Origin of the sequence: Kineococcus gynurae (assembly GCF_042433995.1) — a bacterium.
In the GTDB taxonomy this organism is placed as follows: domain Bacteria; phylum Actinomycetota; class Actinomycetes; order Actinomycetales; family Kineococcaceae; genus Kineococcus; species Kineococcus gynurae.
Genome location: NZ_JBHLUI010000008.1, coordinates 879,828 through 896,688, shown reverse-complemented (window position 1 = coordinate 896,688; position 16,861 = coordinate 879,828). Strand labels below are relative to the sequence as shown.

The following is a 16,861-nucleotide window of genomic DNA, read 5'->3' as shown; positions in this document are numbered from 1 at the left end:
CGCGCGAGGTCGCGTCCGCGCTCCCGACCTCACCGAACCTCCACCCGATCGGCGGGACCCGCCACCCACCCGCCCGGGCCGACCTGAACGGAAGGTGAAAAACCTGGTGCGTTCGGGTGGTTTCAGACGCCCTCGTGGTGGGAAACTGGTGGGCACGGTCGCTGTAGCCCGTCAGCGGCCTTTGAGCACACGGAGGTCGACGTGCCTGCACTGCCGCATCGCAAGACCGAGGTCGACGTCGACGTGTCGCTCCGCCTGAGGACGACGAGCGGGCCGGGTCTCCCCGTCCCCGCGAGCTTGCACTACGGAGCGGACGACCCCTACGCCATCCACGCCGTGTTCCGGGGTGGCGACACCGACGTCGAATGGGTGTTCGCCCGTGACCTGCTGAGGGAGGGACTGGAGGCACCGGCCGGCGACGGAGACGTGCAGGTGCAGCCGTGCATGAACTCCGCCCTCGCCGGTGACGGACGGGCCCGCATCCTGCTCCGCCTGTCGTCCCCGGACGGCAACGCGGAGCTGGAGGCCGACGAGGCCGACGTGCGGCGCTTCCTGCGCCGCGCCGACGCACTGGTCCCCCCGGGTCGCGAGACCCGTCACCTGGACCTGGACGACCTGGTGGCACGTCTCGTGTCCTGACCGCTCCACCACGACGGAGCCCCCTCGCACCACGGCGGTGCGAGGGGGCTCCGTCGTGCCGGGCGGAGGTCGGGGCGGTACCGGGGATGGCCCGATCGGGGTGAGCGGGCACCGATCTTGCGGGGGGATCTGGTAGGTGAGTGCCATGACCGATTCCGCCACCCAGACCGCCGACGCGATCGTCCCCGTCGTCGAACCGATCCCCGACCCCGCGCTGAACATCCGCGAGCTGCGCTCGGCGGCCCTGGACCGGTTGGCCGAGGGCGCCTTCGGTCGGGAGATGTGGGACTACCTCGAGGGCGGCAGCGGCGACGAGCGCAGCCTGCGCTGGAACGAGGAGGCCTGGGGCGAGATCCGGCTGGCCCCGCGCTGCCTGGTCGGTGTGGACGCGATCGACACGACCACCACCCTGTTCGGCTCCACCGTGGCCTCCCCGATCGGCCTGTCCCCCGCCGCCTCGCACAAGATCTGGCACGCCGACGGCGAACTGGGGGTGACCTCGGCCGCCGAGGAGGCCGGGATGATCTACTGCCAGAGCACCTTGGGCACGGTCTCCATGGAGGACGTCGCCGGCGCGACCAGCGCCCCGCTGTGGTTCCAGCTCTACGTCCGCCGCGACCGGGACCTCACCGCGAGCCTCGTGGCCCGCGCCGCCGCCGCCGGCTACCAGGCGCTCGTCGTCACCGTGGACACCCCGGTCCTGGGGGCCCGCGACACCGACCGGCGCCGCTCGGTGCGGCTGCCCTCCGGACTCAGCTTCGCCAACCTGGCGGGGCTGACCCCGCGGGCCGAACCCGACCTGCCGGCCCACCGCCGCGTCTACGTGGAACGCCTCGACCCGACGCTGACCTGGTCCGACATCACCTGGCTGAGCGAGCTCAGCGACCTCCCGGTGGTCGTGAAGGGCGTGCTGCGTCCCGACGACGCCGCCCGAGCGATCGACGCCGGCGCCCGGGGGGTGTGGGTGTCCAACCACGGCGCCCGCAACCTCGACACGGTCGTGCCCACGGCCCTGGCCCTGCCCGCGGTCGCCGCCGAGGTGGCCGGGCGCGTCCCCGTCGTCGTCGACTCCGGCATCCGCCGCGGCACCGACGTCCTCAAGGCCCTCTGCCTCGGGGCCGACGCGGTCTTCGTCGGGCGCCCCTACCTCTACGGCCTGGCCGCCGCGGGGCGTGAGGGCGCCCTGGCCGCCCTGCACATGCTGGACACCGAGCTGCGGATGGCGATGGGCCTGTGCGGCGCGCCCTCGCTCGACGCCCTGGGCCCGGACCTGCTCTGGTCCTGACGCCCGGGAGACCCGCCTCCCCGACCGTGATGTCCAGTCGGGGAGGCGGTTTGGAACATCGGGAGACAGTCGGCTACTGTCTACGACGTCAGGGGGAACGGCCGAAGGGCCGGGAAGCCAGGACATGCGGACGTAGCGCAGTTGGTAGCGCATAACCTTGCCAAGGTTAGGGTCGCGGGTTCGAGTCCCGTCGTCCGCTCGGGTAGACGCTGTTGGAGAGGCATCTGCTTCACGGTGGAGTGGCCGAGAGGCGAGGCAACGGCCTGCAAAGCCGTGTACACGGGTTCGAATCCCGTCTCCACCTCGTTCACGAGAACAGCAGCAACTCAGCACGGGCGATTGGCGCAGCGGTAGCGCGCTTCCCTGACACGGAAGAGGTCACTGGTTCGATCCCAGTATCGCCCACACACATTGCAGGACAACGGGTCCAGGCCCCTGACGCGACCAGCGTCGGGGGCCTTCCTCGTTCCCGGAGGGATTCTCGTCGGACGGCCTCCCGACGAGCGGGTCGGCCACCGTCCCGGCGCCGTCAGCGCGGGGTCCACCGCCGCCGGTCGGCGGCCTCGGTCCGGGCGCGGCGCCGGGCCTCGGCCCGGTGCGGGTCGGGCCACAGGCGGTCGACGGCCGAGTTCAGACCGGCGCCGATGAGCACCGTGATGGCCAGGAAGTAGAACCAGATCAGCACGATGATCGGCGCCGCGAGCGGACCGTAGATCGAGGTCGACGAGCCGCCGACCGTGCTGGAGAGCACGAACCGCAGCGCGTAGGAGATGCCGATCCAGCCGAGGAGGGCGAGCGCCGCCCCGGGCAGGTCGCGCCACCAGCGCCCCCGGACGGGACTGGCCAGGTGGTAGAGCGTGGCCAGCGCCGCCGCCGAGACGACCAGCAGGACCGGCCAGTAGGCCACCGCCGTCACCCAGCCGAGCTGCTCGGGCAGCCAGCGGGAGAGCAGCTGCGGGCCGATGAGCACGAGCGGGACGACGAGCACGGCCACCAGCAGCCCCACGAGGTAGGTCGACAGGGACAGCAGGCGGGTGGCCACGATCCCGCGGTGCCCGCCCAGGCCGTACATGATCGCGATGGTGTCGACGTAGACGTTGAGCGCCCGCGAGCCGGACCAGACGCTGAAGGCGAACGCCAGGACGGTCAGGTCGGCCCGGCTCCCGGTGGTGACCGAGTCGAAGGTCGGCAGGATCACCCCGGCGATCGCCTCGGACGTGAAGACCGCCTCGGTCAGCCGCTCGATCTCCGACCGGAGCGCGGCAACGTCGTCCCGGCCCACGAAACGGCCCAGGTAGCCGAGGCTCGCAACCAGCCCGAACACCAGCGGCGGCAACGAGAGCAGGGCGAAGAACCCGCCCTCGGCCGCCAGTCCGGTGACCCGGAAGCGCAGGCAGGAGCGGACGGTCTCGACCGTCAGGCGCCGGACCGCCCGCAGCAGCCGGACGAGCACGGCGAGGAGACCGGGCCGGGTCCGACGTCGTCGCCGAGTTCTCCCGTGGGTCACCCCGTCGGTCGCCCCGTCGGTCGCCCCCTCGTCCGGGGCCGTCTCGTCACCGGCCGCAGCCCGCGACGCCGGACGGTCAACCCGCTGTCGGGCGACCGGGCCAGGAGGTCGGCGGGACGGGACGGCTCGGGCACGCGTCCCACGGTAGCGAGGCCACGGTCACGTCACGGTCCGCCGCTCCGGTCGTGCGAGCGGGGCCCAACCGCCATGATGTCTCCGGAACGGACGCCCCGGTGGTGGCACCGGCGGGTGGTCCGCCGACCTCGGGCAGCGTCCGTGCCGTACGGACCGAGCAGCACCCAAGCACCACCAGCCCGTGGAGGACCCGCGATGCAGATCTGGCCTGGACGCCCCTATCCCCTGGGCGCCACCTTCGACGGGGCCGGCACGAACTTCGCCCTCTTCTCCGAGGTCGCCGACCGCGTCGAGCTCTGCCTGTTCGACGACGCGGGGAAGGAGACCCGGATCGACCTGCCCGAGGTGGACGGCTTCGTGCACCACGTCTACCTGCCGGCCGTCCAGCCCGGGCAGCGCTACGGCTTCCGGGTGCACGGCCCCTTCGACCCCCCGGCCGGGCACCGCTGCCAGCCGGAGAAGCTCCTGCTCGACCCCTACGCCAAGGCGATCGAGGGCCAGGTCGACGGCGACCCGTCCCTGTTCTCCTACGAGTTCGGCAAGGAAGGCGTCCTCAACACCGAGGACAGCGCCGGGCACACCATGCTCTCCGTCGTCGTCAACCCCTACTTCGACTGGGGCAACGACCACCGGCCGCGGCACGAGTACCACGAGTCGGTCATCTACGAGGCGCACGTCAAGGGTCTGACCCAGCTGCACCCGGACATTCCCGAGGAGATCCGGGGGACCTACGCCGCGATGGCGCACCCGGCGACGATCGAGCACCTGCACGCCCTCGGGGTCACCGCGGTCGAGCTGATGCCGGTCCACCAGTTCGTCCAGGACACTCACCTGGTCGAGAAGGGCCTGTCGAACTACTGGGGCTACAACACCATCGGCTTCTTCGCCCCGCACAACTCGTACTCGGCCAACGGCCAGCGCGGGCAGCAGGTGCAGGAGTTCAAGTCGATGGTGCGGGCCCTGCACGAGGCGAACATCGAGGTCATCCTCGACGTGGTCTACAACCACACCGCCGAGGGCAACCACATGGGCCCGACCCTGTGCTTCCGCGGCATCGACAACCAGGCCTACTACCGTCTGGTCGACAGCGACAAGAAGCACTACTTCGACACCACCGGCACGGGCAACAGCCTGCTCATGCGCCACCCCCACGTGCTCCAGCTGATCATGGACTCGTTGCGGTACTGGGTCACCGACATGCACGTCGACGGCTTCCGGTTCGACCTGGCGGCCACCCTCGCCCGGCAGTTCCACGAGGTGGACCGGCTCAGCGCCTTCTTCGACCTGGTCCAGCAGGACCCGATCGTCAGCCAGGTCAAGCTCATCGCCGAGCCGTGGGACGTCGGCGACGGCGGTTACCAGGTCGGCGGGTTCCCCCCGCTGTGGACGGAGTGGAACGGCCGCTACCGCGACTCGATCCGCGACTTCTGGCGCGGGGAGCCGCACTCCCTGGGCGACTTCGCCAGCCGGTTGTCGGGCTCCAGCGACCTCTACGAGCACTCCGGGCGCAAGCCGATCGCCAGCATCAACTTCATCACCGCGCACGACGGCTTCACCATGCGCGACCTGGTGTCCTACAACGACAAGCACAACGCCGCCAACGGCGAGGGCGGTGCGGACGGCGAGAGCCACAACCGCTCGTGGAACTGCGGCGCCGAGGGGCCGACGGCGGACGAGCAGATCAACGCGCTGCGGGCCCGCCAGCACCGCAACCTGCTGGTCACGCTCCTGCTCAGCCAGGGTGTCCCGATGATCCTGCACGGCGACGAGCTGGGACGTTCGCAGCAGGGCAACAACAACGTCTACTGCCAGGACAACGAACTGGCCTGGGTCGACTGGGACCTGGAGGACTGGCAGCAGGAGCTGCTGGAGTTCTCCCGCCGCATCGTCGCCCTGCGCCGGCAGGAGCCGGTGTTCCAGCGGCGGCGGTTCTTCGCCGGTGAGGCCGGGCACGGGGGCGAGTCCGAGGTCGGCGACATCGAGTGGTTCCAGGCCGACGGGTCCCGGATGACGGACCGGGACTGGAGCGACGGGTCCAACCGCTGCGTCATGGTCTTCCTCAACGGCGAGGCCATCCCGGAACCGAACCGGCGGGGCGAGCGCATCGTCGGCGACTCGTTCCTGGTGCTGTTCAACCCCTACCACGAGGACGTCGAGTTCACGTTGCCCGGCAAGGAGTACGGCGACGAGTGGACCCCGCGGCTGGACACCGCCGACGACCAGGTCGGGGTCGTGTCGGTGTTCACCGAGGAATCGGCCTTCTCCCCCGGGGTCAAGCTGCCCGTGGAGGCCCGTTCGGTCCTGGTCCTGGCGCGCGGCCCGGTGGGCGACAAGTGACCTACCGTCCCGCCGCCGTCCCGGCCGGCACCTACCGGCTGCAGATCCAGCCGGAGTTCACCTTCGCCGACGCCGCGGCCCGGGCCGGCTACCTCGCCGCGCTCGGGGTGTCCCACGCCTACCTCTCCCCCGTCCTGACCCCGGCCAAGGGTTCGACCCACGGCTACGACGTGGTCGACCACACCCGTCTCAACCCGGAGGCGGGGGGCCGGGAGGCGTTCGCCGCCCTGGTGACGGCGTTGCGCGAGCAGGGCCTCGCCGCGATCGCCGACGTGGTGCCCAACCACATGGCCGTACCGACGCCCGCCTCGGACAACGCCCCGCTGTGGTCGGTGCTGCGCGAGGGGCCGGAGTCCCCGTTCGCGTCGTGGTTCGACGTCGACTGGTCGGTGCCCGACCGCGCCATCCTCATGGCGGTGCTGGGCAACCGGATCGGGCAGGTGCTGGCCGCGGGCGAGCTCACGCTGGACACCACCGGGGACGAACCCCTGCTGCGCTACTACGACCACGTGTTCCCCGTGCGACCGGGCACCGAGGACCTCCCGCTGGCCGAGCTGGTGGACCGGCAGTGGTACCGCCTGGCCCACTGGCGCGTCGCCGACGAGGAGCTGAACTACCGGCGCTTCTTCGACGTGGACACGCTCGCCGCGATCCGCGTCGAGGACCACGAGGTCTTCGAGAAGACCCACCGCCTGCTGCTCGACCTGCTCGCGGCGGGAGACCTCGAGGGGCTCCGGATCGACCACCCGGACGGGTTGGCCGACCCCCGCGGGTACCTGCGGGAACTCGCCGAGGCCTCGCGGCGTCCCGACGGGGCCAGCGCCTGGGTCGTGGTCGAGAAGATCCTGGAGGGCGAGGAGGTCCTGCCCGAGGACTGGGAGTGCGCGGGCACGACCGGTTACGACGCCCTGCAGCGCATCGGCGGGTTGTTCCTCGACCAGACCGGCGCGGAACCGTTGACCGAGCTGTACGCCGGGGTCAGCGGCGAGACCACGTCGTTCGCGACCGTCGTCGACGCGGCCAAGCGGGAGGTCGTCGCCGGCGGCCTGTACGCCGAGGTCCACCGGCTGGTGGACCTGCTGGCCGGGATCTGCCACGACTCCATCGACCTGCGCGACCACACGCGGCGCGGATTGCACGACGTCGTGGTCGAACTGCTGGTCGCGGTCCCGCGGTACCGGGCCTACGTGGTGCCGGGCGAGAAGGCGCCGGCCGAGGCGGTCGAGGTCCTCGAGCACGCGGCGGGTCTCGCCCGGGTGCAGCTGCCGGCCGAGCGTCACGACACCCTCGACCTCGTCCTGGACCTGGCGCTCGGTCGCGTCGAGGTCCCCGGCGACCCCCGCCCCGCCGAGTTCGTGGTCCGCTTCCAGCAGACCTGCGGGCCGGTCATGGCCAAGGGTGTGGAGGACACCGCGTTCTACCGCTGGTTCCGGCTCTCGGCGCTCAACGAGGTCGGTGGCAACCCGGCCCAGTTCGGGATCTCCCCGGAGGAGTTCCACGCGTTCGCGGCCCGTCTGGCCCGCGACTGGCCCACGGCCATGACCACGCTGTCGACGCACGACACCAAGCGCAGCGAGGACGTGCGGGCCCGTCTGGCGCCCCTGTCGGAGCACCCCGAGGAGTTCCGCGAGGCACTGACCCGGTGGCGGGAGCTCGCCGCCGAGTGGCGCGAGCCGGAGCTCGACGGGCGGACCGAGCTCCTCGTCTGGCAGACCCTGGTGGGCACGTTCGGCGCCGACGGGCCGATCGCGGCGGAACGGCTCGTGGACTACCTGCAGAAGGCGACCCGCGAGGCCAAGGACCACACCACGTGGACGGCCCCCGACGAGGCCTACGAGACCGCGGTCCGGCGGTTCGCCGAGGGCGTCCTCGGCGAGACCGCGATCGTCGAGGAACTGCGGTCGTGGTCGGAGCGCACCGCTCCCGGCGCCCGGGTCGCGGTGCTCGGCCAGAAACTGGTGCAGCTGACCATGCCAGGGGTCCCCGACGTCTACCAGGGCACCGAGCTCGTGGAGCTGTCCCTGGTCGACCCGGACAACCGCCGCGCGGTGGACTACGCCGAGCGCGCCCGCCGGTTGGCCGAGCTGGACGGTGGCCGGGCCCCCGCCGACCTGGACGACGAGAAGCTGCTGGTGGTCTCGCGCGCGCTGCGCCTGCGCCGCGAGCACCCGGACTGGTTCCTCGGCGCGACCAGCGAGGGCGGACCCTCGGGGTACGCACCCGTGCCGACCACGACGGGGCACGCGATCGCGTTCGCCCGGGGACCGATCGGGGACCCGCGCGTCGTGGCCGTCGCCACCCGGCTCCCGGGATCGTTGGAACGTCTGGGCGGGTGGGGCGAGGCCACCCTGGCCCTTCCCGAGGGAGCCTGGACCGACCTGCTGACCGGGACGAGCACCGAGGGCGGCGCGGTCCGCATCGCCGACGTCCTCGCGACGCTGCCCGTGGCGCTGCTGGTCAAGGACTGAGGACCGGCCGACGACGGGCCCGCACCGGTCGGTGCGGGCCCGTCGTCGTGGGCGGTTCCCGGAGTGGGGTCGTGGGCCCGTCAGTGCAGGAGCTTCAGCCCGATCACGCACCCGACGATGCCGAGGATGAGGACGACCTTCAGCACCGAGGCCGGCTCGGCCCCGGTGGCCATGGCCCATCCGACGGTGAGGGCCGCCCCGATCCCGACCCAGACGGCGTAGGACGTCCCGACGGGCAGCTGCCGCATCGCGAACGCGAGGCCGGCCATGCTCGCGGCGCAGGCGACGGCGAACACCACGGTGGGGGCGAGACGGCTGAAACCCTCGGACCGACCGAGGGCGGTCGCCCAGACCGCCTCCAGGACACCGGAGACGACGAGCACGAGCCAGGACAGGGCGACGCTGGACACGGGGTTCCTCCTGCGGGCCGTCTTGTCGCTGACCGGGTACGGCACCCCTCGTCCGGGAACCCCGCCGGGGTCCTGCCGACGAGGTTCGCACACCCCGCCGGGTCGGACAACCCTCCGGCACCGCTCCGGTTCCCGCGGGGGCGGTCCCCCGGTGGCCGGTCCGGCGGCCGTCCGACAGGCTGGTGACCATGCGGTTGCAGGTGTGGGCGCCAGGGGCGCGGACGGTCGACGTGGTCATCGGCTCGGGTTCGGAGGTGCAGACGCACCCGTTGTCGCGCAGCGACTCCCCCCGTCCCGGATGGTGGGGGGCCGAGATCGACGGGGTGGGCGCCGGGACCCGGTACGCGTTCTCCGTCGACGGCGGGGACCCGCGACCCGACCCGCGCTCGGCCGCGCAGCCCGACGGCGTGCACGCCGCCAGCGAGGTCGTCGACCCGGCCGCCTTCGGCTGGACCGACGAGGGGTGGAGCGGACGCGACGCCCGGGGTGCGGTGTTCTACGAGCTGCACGTCGGGACCTTCACGCCCCAGGGGACCTTCGCCGCGGCGACCGGGCGGCTGGACCATCTCGTCGAACTGGGGGTGGACGTCGTCGAGGTGCTGCCGGTCTCGGCCTGGGACGGTCCGCACGGCTGGGGGTACGACGGCGTGGCCCCCTACGCGGTGCAGAACTCCTACGGTGGTCCGGCCGCGTTCGCGGCGTTCGTGGACGCCTGCCACGCGCGCGGCCTGGCGGTCGCGCTGGACTGCGTCTACAACCACCTGGGCCCCAGCGGGAACTACCTCGCGGAGTTCGGTCCCTACTTCACCGACAAGCACGACACCCCGTGGGGCGCAGCGGTGAACCTGGACGACGAGGGTTCCCTCGAGGTGCGTCGCTGGATCTGCGACAACGCCCTGCGCTGGTTCCGCGACTTCCACGTCGACGCGCTGCGCCTCGACGCGGTGCACGCGCTGGTCGACGACTCCGAGCAGCACGTGCTGGCCCAGCTCGCCGAGGAGACCGCGGCCCTGTCGACCGAACTGGGCCGACCGCTGTCCCTGGTCGCCGAGAGCGACCTGAACGACGCGGTCATGGTCACCCCGGTCGCGGACGGCGGGCAGGGCATGACGGCGCAGTGGGCCGACGACGTCCACCACGCCCTGCACGCCCTCCTCACCGGGGAACGTCAGGGCTACTACGCCGACTTCGGCGAGCCCGGGGTCCTCGCGACGACGTTCACCGAGGCCTTCTTCCACGCCGGGCGCTGGTCGTCTTTCCGCGGGGAGACCTGGGGGAAGAAGGTCGACACGTCCGTCCACGGCGGCCACGAGTTCCTGGGGTACCTGCAGACCCACGACCAGGTCGGCAACCGCGCCGTGGGGGAACGGATCGGGCACCTGCTCTCCCCCACCCGGGCGGCGGCCGGGGCGGCGCTCTACCTGCTCGGGCCGTTCACGCCCATGCTGTTCATGGGCGAGGAGTGGAACGCCTCGTCCCCGTGGCAGTTCTTCACGTCCTTCGCCGACCCGGAACTCGGCGAGGCGGTCAGCAAGGGGCGCCGTTCGGAGTTCGGCGAGCACGGCTGGTCGGCCGAGGAGGTCCCCGACCCGCAGGACCCGGCCACCCGCGAGAACTCGGTGCTGCGCTGGAGCGAGCTCGGCGAACCCGACCACGCCCGGATGCTGGCCTGGTACCGGGACCTGATCGCGTTGCGCCGCAACGAGTCCGTCTTCACCGACGACGACCTCCGCGCGGTCCGGGTCGAGCAGACCGAGAAGCGGGTCGTGCTGCACCGCGGGCCCTTCCGGGTCGTCGTCACCCTCGGCGAGGGCGGTGACGTGGACCTCGGCGGGGAGGGAGCGGAACTCCTGCTCGCGTTCGCCGACGCGACGGTCGAGCCGCAGGTGGTCGGCGGCGCGGTGCGGATGCCGGCCGAGGGCGTGGCCGTGGTCCGGACCGCCTGACGCGGGACGCCGCGGGTCCCCGGCGGGGACCCGCGGCGCACGGTCAGGACTGCGCCAGCGCGGCGCCGTCGCGGGCCAGGGCCGAGAGTCGGGACACGGCCCGCAGGTACTTCTTCTTGTACCCCCCGTGCAGCAGTTCGTCGGTGAACAGGGCGTCGAAGGGGACCCCGGAGGCCACGATCGGGATGTCCCGGTCGTAGAGGCGGTCGGCCAGCACCACCATGCGCAACCCGACCATCTGGTCGGAGATCGTCGCGACGTCGGTGAGGCAGACCGTGCGGGTCGAACCGATCATCGCGCCGTAGCGACTGGGATGGACGTCGGCGAGGTGGGCCAGCAGCGTCGGGAACTCGTCCAGCGTCGCCCCCTCGGCCCGTCCGGCGGCGGCCCGCACGGCGTCGGACGTGACGGGCGCCGGAGCGGCCGGCAGACCGCGGTGGCGGTAGTCCTCGCCGTCGACCCGTACGGTCTCGAACTGCGAGGCCAGGGCCTGGATCTCGCGCTGGAAGTCCTGGGCCGCGAAACGTCCCTCCCCCAGCGCGTCGGGCAGGGTGTTCGAGGTGGCGGCCAGCCGGGTGCCGCGGTCCACCAGCTCACGCATGAGCCGCGACATCAGCACGGTGTCGCCCGGGTCGTCCAGCTCGAACTCGTCGATGCAGACCAGGGCGTTGTGGGCGAGGGCCTCGACCGCGGGCAGGAACCCCAGCGCGCCGACCAGGTTCGTGTACTCCACGAACGTCCCGTAGGCGACGGGGCGGCCGCCCTCGGTGGCGACGTGGTGGTAGAGCGAGGACAGCAGGTGGGTCTTGCCCACCCCGAACCCGCCGTCGAGGTAGAGGCCCCCGGGGCCCGTCGGCCGCGCCTTCTTCCTGAACAGCCCGCCCAGCCCGCCGCTGCGGGTGCCCGACCCCTCCCGCACCTGGTCGCCGAAGGCCGTCATGCGCTGCACGGCCGCGGCCTGGCTCGGCTGGTCCGGGGCGGGGATGTAGGTGGAGAACCGGACGTCGGCGAAACGCGGCGGGGGTACCAGCTCGGCCACCAGCTGCTCCGGGGGGACCCGGGGGCTGCGCGTGGCGAGGGCGTCGACGGCGTGCGGGGAGCTCACCGGCCCAGGGTAGTGAGCCGCGACCGGCCCACCGGTCGCCGAGCTCGGGGCGTGAGGTCTCTCACACGAGGTGGGAGCGACCGCCCGGACGGCCCCGTGGGCACCCCCGGTCGACCCCCGCCCGTGTCCGGGCCGCATGGCAGGATCTCCGTCGCGGGAACGCCGGGAGCCGCCCGGCTGTTGACGCAGCAGACGGTCACCGCCGACGCCGACCCCGGTCGACGACGCGGTCGGTCGTCACCCGCCCGACCTGCTCGAAGCCCGATCAGTGCCCAGCCATCCGGAGGTCACCGTGACCACGCTCCCCCTCGACGACGACGCCAAGCTCGCCGAGTACGCCCACCCCGAGAAGCTCGTCACCACGGAGTGGCTGGCCCGGCACCTGGGCTCGGAGGGACTGGTCGTCGTCGAGAGCGACGAGGACGTGCTGCTCTGGGACACCGGCCACATCCCCGGTTCGGTCAAGGTCGACTGGCACACCGAGCTCAACGACCCGGTGACCCGCGACTACGTCGACGGTGCGGGTTTCGCCGCTCTCATGGCCCGCAAGGGCATCGCGCGCGACACCACCGTCGTGGTCTACGGCGACAAGAACAACTGGTGGGCCGCCTACGCGCTGTGGGTGTTCACGCTGTTCGGTCACCCCGACGTGCGGTTGCTGGACGGGGGCCGGGCCAAGTGGGTCGCCGAGGGCCGCGAGATGACCACCGACGCCCCCGACCCGGCCGCCACCGACTACCCGGTCGTCGAGCGCGACGACTCCGGGATCCGCGCCTTCAAGGACGACGTGCTGGGTCACCTGGGCTCCGGTGAGAACCGTCTCGTGGACGTGCGGTCCCCGCAGGAGTACACCGGTGAGCGCACCCACATGCCCGACTACCCCCAGGAGGGCACGTTGCGCGGGGGGCACATCCCCGGCGCCGACTCCGTGCCGTGGGCACGCGCCGCGGCCGAGGACGGGACGTTCCGCAGCCGGGACGAGCTCGCCGCCATCTACGGCGAGGAGAAGGGGATCGCGCCCGACGCCGACGTCATCGCCTACTGCCGGATCGGGGAGCGCTCCAGCCACACGTGGTTCGTGCTGAGCCACCTGCTGGGGTACTCGAAGGTCCGCAACTACGACGGCTCGTGGACGGAGTGGGGCAACGCGGTGCGGGTGCCGATCGTGACCGGTCCCGAGCGGGGCGAGTTCCCGGCATGAGCGCCGACACCGATCCCTTCGGTCTGACGGCCGGTCTGCCGCCCGCGCTGGCCGAGATCGTCGAGGACTTCAACGCGCTGCCGGAGAAGGAGCGTCTGCAGCTGCTGCTGGAGTTCTCCACCAACCTGCCCGCGCTGCCCACCCGGTTGGAGGGGCACCCGGAACTCATGGAGCGGGTGGACGAGTGCCAGTCCCCCGTCTTCATCTCGGTCGAGGTGGACGGGGAGGGACGCACCCACCTGCACGTGTCGGCCCCGCCGGAGGCGCCGACCACCCGCGGTTTCGCCGGGGTGCTGCAGGAGGGGCTGGAGGGCCTGCCCGCCGAGCAGGTCCTGGACCTGCCCGCCGACGTGTGCTCGCGCCTGGGGTTGGAGCGGGCCGTCTCCCCGCTCCGGATGCGGGGCATGAGCGGCATGCTGGCGCGCGTCAAGCGTCAGGTCCGCGTCGCCCTGGCCGCCTGAGCCCCCGTCGAGTCGAGGAGGACCGCAACCCGTGACCCACGTGACCGAGAGCATCGACGCCGCGGCCACCCCGGAGCATCCGGCCCTGCCCGTGCACCGGGTGGCCGAGGCGCGGCTGCCCACCGTGCACGGGGTGTTCCGGGCGTTCGCCTACCGGCAGGCCGACGGGGTCGAGCACCTGGCCGTGGTGGCGGGCGACCTCGGTGACGGGCGCGACGTGCTGCTGCGGGTGCACTCCGAGTGCAACACCGGGGACGTCTTCGGGTCGTTGCGCTGCGACTGCGGGCCGCAGCTGCACGCGGCGCTCGACCTGGTGCAGGCCGAGGGCCGCGGGGTCGTGCTGTACCTGCGCGGGCAGGAGGGTCGGGGCATCGGCCTGGCCGAGAAGATCGCGGCCTACGCGTTGCAGGAGCAGGGCCGCGACACGGTCGACGCCAACCTCGACCTGGGCCTGCCGGTCGACGCCCGCGACTACACCGGGGCGGTCGCCGCGCTGCGCGACCTGGGGGTGGTCGACGTCGAGCTGATCACGCACAACCCGGTCAAGGTGGCCGCGCTCGAGGCCGGCGGCATCCCCGTGCTGCGCCGCCGCGACCTGCCCGTGGCCACCACCCGCGACAACCTGCGCTACCTGCGGACCAAGCGCGACCGGATGGGGCACGTCCTGCACGGGATCGCCTGACGTGCCGGGCACGGCGCCTCCCGGGACCACCGTCGACGCCTGGCCGGCGCTGCTGGACCTGGCCCGCGAAACGGACCCGGGCCGGCTCGCGAGCGGGCTGGACGCGCTCGGGTCGGCGGAGCTCGTCGACCGCTACGCCCGGCTGCTGCTGGCCGGGCCCGACGCGGTCGTCGCCCAGCTCGGGCAGAGCCTCGACGGGTGCGTGGCGACCCGCTCGGGCGACGCCTGCTTCGTCACCGGCGAGGCCGACCGCGAGCACCTGCACCGGCTGCGCGCCCTCGTCGACGCCGTGGTCGTGGGCCCGGGGACGGTGGCCGCCGACGACCCGCAGCTCACCGTGCGCGCGGTCGTCGGCCCCCACCCCGTCCGCGTCGTGCTCGACCCGCGCGGCACGCTCGCGGGGGCGCGGCTGCTGCGCGAACCCGACGTCCTCTGGCTGCGGGGCGGGACCGGCGCGCCGGCCTCACCGGGGGCCGAGGTCGTCCGCCTGCCCCCGGAGGGTTTCGCGCCGCGCGCGATCCGCCGACTGCTCGCCGCCCGGGGACTCGGACGGGTCCTGGTGGAAGGTGGGGGTCGCACGGTGTCCGCCTGGATCGACGCGGGCCAGGTGGACCTGCTGTTCCTCACCGTCGCCCCGTTCGTCATCGGCGCGGGGGGTCGGCGCGGGCTCGCCCTGGCCGACGTCGAGCCCCTGGCCGCGGTCCCGCGACCGCCGGTGCGTCGGCACCTGCTCGGTGCCGACGTCTGCTTCGAGCTGGACCTGCGTCGGCGCTGATCCGGTCCCCCGGGGGGCGTCCCGCTCAGCGCGCCAGCAGGTCGACGTGCGGGACCCGTGCCCGCAGCCCGTCGCCGCCCCGGGACAGGCGCGCGGCGGCGTCGTGACCGCCCGGGGCGCACCACCCCGTCAGCCACGCCTCGAGCAGCGGTCGGGTGGCCGGGCCGAGCCGCCACGGCGTGGCCGCGGAGCTCACCTCCCACCCGGAGGCACCCAGCAGCTCCCGGACACGGTCGGCCGCGTCGGGGCCGAGCCCGTGGCCGCGCTGGTCGGCGTCGAAGTCCGCGGCGATGGTCGGGTCGCCGGGCTCGGCCGGATCCAACCGGGCGGCCCCCGTCACCGTGAGGGTCAGCAGCAGCACGGGGCGGGGCCGCAGCCCGCTCAGCACCGAGACCAGCCCGCTCGCCCCGGCCTCGGTGAGCACGTCGAGCAGGGCGGAGGCGGTGACCAGATCGGCCCCCGCGAGCGCCGCGGTCAGCGCGTCCCGGTCGCGCAGGTCGACGCGTCCGGTCCCGATCTCCGCCGCCTCGGCCGGGGGGTCGGTGAGCGCGCGGCGCAGCAGCGCCTCGTCGTGATCGAGCAGCGTCCAGCGCTGGGGCCCGACCCCGAGCCGGTGCAGCCGTGGGGCGAGGTGGCGCAGGGTCGAGCCGCTGCCCGCGCCGAGGTCGACGATCCGGACGGGTCGCGACCCGAGCCGCTCGGCCACGGCCGCCTCCAGCCCGGCGTCCCGGGTGGCGTGGTCCACCGGCTCGCGCAGTCTCAGCCAGTCGGCGTCGAAGAACTCCAGCTCCGGGCGGGTCTCGGGACCGGGACGGGTCACAGCAGGCCTCCGACGGTCCGGGCGGTCTCGTCCCAGGTGGGCAGCTCGCGGGACCGGGCCGCGGCGCGCAACCGCGCGCGCAGCCCGTCGTCGTCGGCCCAGCGGCGCAGCGCGGACACCACCGCGGCGACGTCGCGCTCGACCACGATCCCGGCCCCGCCGACGAGCCGGGGCAGCTCCCCGGCCTCCGACACCAGGCTGGGCAGCCCCCGGGCGAGGGCCTCGGCGACGGCCATCCCGTACGGCTCGGCGGTCGACAGCAGGACGTGGAGGTCGGCCGCGGCCCACTCCCGCTCCAGCGCGACGTCGTCCAGCGGACCGAGCAGCGTCGTGCCCGGGAGGGTGAACGGCGTGAGGACCGTTCCCGCGCAGCGCAACGACCACGGTGCTCCGAGTTCGGCCACGGCCCGGGCCACGATCTCCTGCCCCTTGCGCGGGCCGACGCTGCCGACCGAGAGCAGGCGGTGGATCCCCGAGGCGGTGCTCGGCGGGCCCGGGTCCGTCCCCGGCGGGGCGAGGCGGGCCGCGACCCCCGCGAACGCGCGGACCCGGTCGGCGGCCTGCCGCCCGGTCACGACGACGACGTCCACGCCGCGCAGACTCGCCCGCTCGGCCTCGGGACGGGTCCCCGCCGGGTCGTCGTCGCAGCGCAGCAGGTGCAGCAGGAGGACGGTGCGCAGCCTGTGGGCGTGCCGGGCGAGGACGTCGGGGTGCTCGGTGCTGACGAGCCCGTCGAGGAGGACGGTCGAGCCGTCGGGCCGGGCGGCCAGCGCGACGTCCAGGGCGGTGGCGTCGCCGGTCGGCGCGCCCGGGCCCCCCGGGCCGAGCGGGACGGGTAGCAGCGTCAGGACGGGCAGCCGGGCGAGCAGCTCGCGGTCGTACCGGTTGCCCCCGGTGGGCGCCTCCAGGCCGGTCGGCACCACGAAACCGACCGTCACCCCCGCGCCCCCGCCCGCCGCACGGTCCGCACCCTAGCCACCACGCCCCCGGCCCACCCCCTCCCCACCCCACCCACCCCCCGTGATCAAGGAATTTCTCCCTCCCGCCCCAGGCGCCACGGGCGGGTCCGCCGGGGTGGGACGGACGGGAC

13 protein-coding genes, 3 tRNA genes, 1 pseudogene and 1 riboswitch are annotated in these 16,861 nt (G+C 73.4%); of the genes and pseudogenes, 12 read left to right on the top strand and 5 right to left on the bottom strand.

Annotated features, from left to right (window positions below):
* The first annotated feature begins 201 nt into the window (after positions 1-201).
* The 5 genes from ACFFKU_RS10590 to ACFFKU_RS10570 all read left to right on the top strand — a co-directional run bounded on the left by ACFFKU_RS10590 (position 202) and on the right by ACFFKU_RS10570 (position 2,329).
* Positions 202-639, top strand: a complete 438-nt coding sequence (locus ACFFKU_RS10590; RefSeq protein ID WP_380137751.1) for an SsgA family sporulation/cell division regulator — start codon at positions 202-204, stop codon at positions 637-639.
* A 145-nt stretch (positions 640-784) separates the two neighbouring features.
* Complete coding sequence (locus tag ACFFKU_RS10585; RefSeq protein ID WP_380137750.1) at positions 785-1,924, top strand: alpha-hydroxy acid oxidase; 1,140 nt, start codon at positions 785-787, stop codon at positions 1,922-1,924.
* A 126-nt stretch (positions 1,925-2,050) separates the two neighbouring features.
* Positions 2,051-2,123 (top strand) — tRNA-Gly (locus tag ACFFKU_RS10580).
* A 34-nt stretch (positions 2,124-2,157) separates the two neighbouring features.
* Positions 2,158-2,228, top strand: a tRNA-Cys gene (locus ACFFKU_RS10575).
* Between the two features lie 29 nt (positions 2,229-2,257).
* A tRNA-Val gene (locus ACFFKU_RS10570) sits at positions 2,258-2,329 on the top strand.
* Positions 2,330-2,453: 124 nt separating this feature from the next.
* Here the strand turns inward: ACFFKU_RS10570 and ACFFKU_RS10565 are convergent.
* Positions 2,454-3,377, bottom strand: coding sequence for a YihY/virulence factor BrkB family protein (locus ACFFKU_RS10565; RefSeq protein ID WP_380137749.1), 924 nt, complete (start codon positions 3,375-3,377; stop codon positions 2,454-2,456).
* 384 nt (positions 3,378-3,761) lie between these two features.
* On the opposite strand from ACFFKU_RS10565, the gene glgX reads away from it, so the two are divergent.
* Positions 3,762-5,903, top strand: a complete 2,142-nt coding sequence (gene glgX / locus ACFFKU_RS10560; RefSeq protein ID WP_380137748.1) for a glycogen debranching protein GlgX — start codon at positions 3,762-3,764, stop codon at positions 5,901-5,903.
* Complete coding sequence (gene treY / locus ACFFKU_RS10555; protein ID WP_380137746.1) at positions 5,900-8,371, top strand: malto-oligosyltrehalose synthase; 2,472 nt, start codon at positions 5,900-5,902, stop codon at positions 8,369-8,371. Before glgX ends, treY begins: the two co-directional genes overlap by 4 nt.
* A gap of 80 nt (positions 8,372-8,451) precedes the next feature.
* Here the strand turns inward: treY and ACFFKU_RS10550 are convergent, their stop codons facing one another.
* Positions 8,452-8,766, bottom strand: a complete 315-nt coding sequence (locus tag ACFFKU_RS10550; RefSeq protein WP_380138080.1) for a DMT family transporter — start codon at positions 8,764-8,766, stop codon at positions 8,452-8,454.
* Between the two features lie 26 nt (positions 8,767-8,792).
* Positions 8,793-8,857, bottom strand: a riboswitch (guanidine-III (ykkC-III) riboswitch).
* A 112-nt stretch (positions 8,858-8,969) separates the two neighbouring features.
* Here ACFFKU_RS10550 and treZ point away from each other — a divergent pair.
* Complete coding sequence (treZ, locus tag ACFFKU_RS10545; RefSeq protein ID WP_380137744.1) at positions 8,970-10,727, top strand: malto-oligosyltrehalose trehalohydrolase; 1,758 nt, start codon at positions 8,970-8,972, stop codon at positions 10,725-10,727.
* Between the two features lie 43 nt (positions 10,728-10,770).
* Here treZ and zapE read toward each other — a convergent pair whose 3' ends face one another.
* A complete protein-coding gene (zapE, locus tag ACFFKU_RS10540) occupies positions 10,771-11,832 on the bottom strand; it encodes a cell division protein ZapE (RefSeq protein WP_380137742.1) in 1,062 nt (353 codons plus the stop codon).
* A gap of 292 nt (positions 11,833-12,124) precedes the next feature.
* On the opposite strand from zapE, the gene ACFFKU_RS10535 reads away from it, so the two are divergent.
* From ACFFKU_RS10535 to ACFFKU_RS10520, 4 genes and pseudogenes are all read left to right on the top strand, one after another.
* On the top strand, positions 12,125-13,033 hold the full coding sequence (locus ACFFKU_RS10535) for a sulfurtransferase (RefSeq protein WP_380137741.1): 909 nt from the start codon (positions 12,125-12,127) through the stop codon (positions 13,031-13,033).
* Positions 13,030-13,494, top strand: a complete 465-nt coding sequence (locus ACFFKU_RS10530; RefSeq protein ID WP_380137740.1) for a SufE family protein — start codon at positions 13,030-13,032, stop codon at positions 13,492-13,494. The genes ACFFKU_RS10535 and ACFFKU_RS10530 overlap by 4 nt, the downstream gene beginning before the upstream one ends.
* Positions 13,495-13,585: 91 nt before the next feature.
* A pseudogene (gene ribA / locus ACFFKU_RS10525) lies at positions 13,586-14,176 on the top strand (GTP cyclohydrolase II); the annotation flags it as partial.
* A gap of 1 nt (position 14,177) precedes the next feature.
* The gene (locus ACFFKU_RS10520) at positions 14,178-14,951 is read left to right on the top strand and encodes a RibD family protein (protein WP_380137739.1); all 774 of its coding nucleotides are present in this window, start codon (positions 14,178-14,180) and stop codon (positions 14,949-14,951) included.
* A 25-nt stretch (positions 14,952-14,976) separates the two neighbouring features.
* Here the strand turns inward: ACFFKU_RS10520 and ACFFKU_RS10515 are convergent, their stop codons facing one another.
* Together ACFFKU_RS10515 and ACFFKU_RS10510 are read right to left on the bottom strand one after the other, a co-directional pair.
* Positions 14,977-15,771 (bottom strand): class I SAM-dependent methyltransferase, encoded by a 795-nt coding sequence (locus tag ACFFKU_RS10515; protein ID WP_380137738.1) that lies wholly within the window; start codon positions 15,769-15,771, stop codon positions 14,977-14,979.
* Positions 15,768-16,694, bottom strand: a complete 927-nt coding sequence (locus ACFFKU_RS10510) for a glycosyltransferase (protein WP_380137736.1) — start codon at positions 16,692-16,694, stop codon at positions 15,768-15,770. The genes ACFFKU_RS10515 and ACFFKU_RS10510 overlap by 4 nt, the downstream gene beginning before the upstream one ends.
* Between the last annotated feature and the right edge of the window lie 167 nt (positions 16,695-16,861).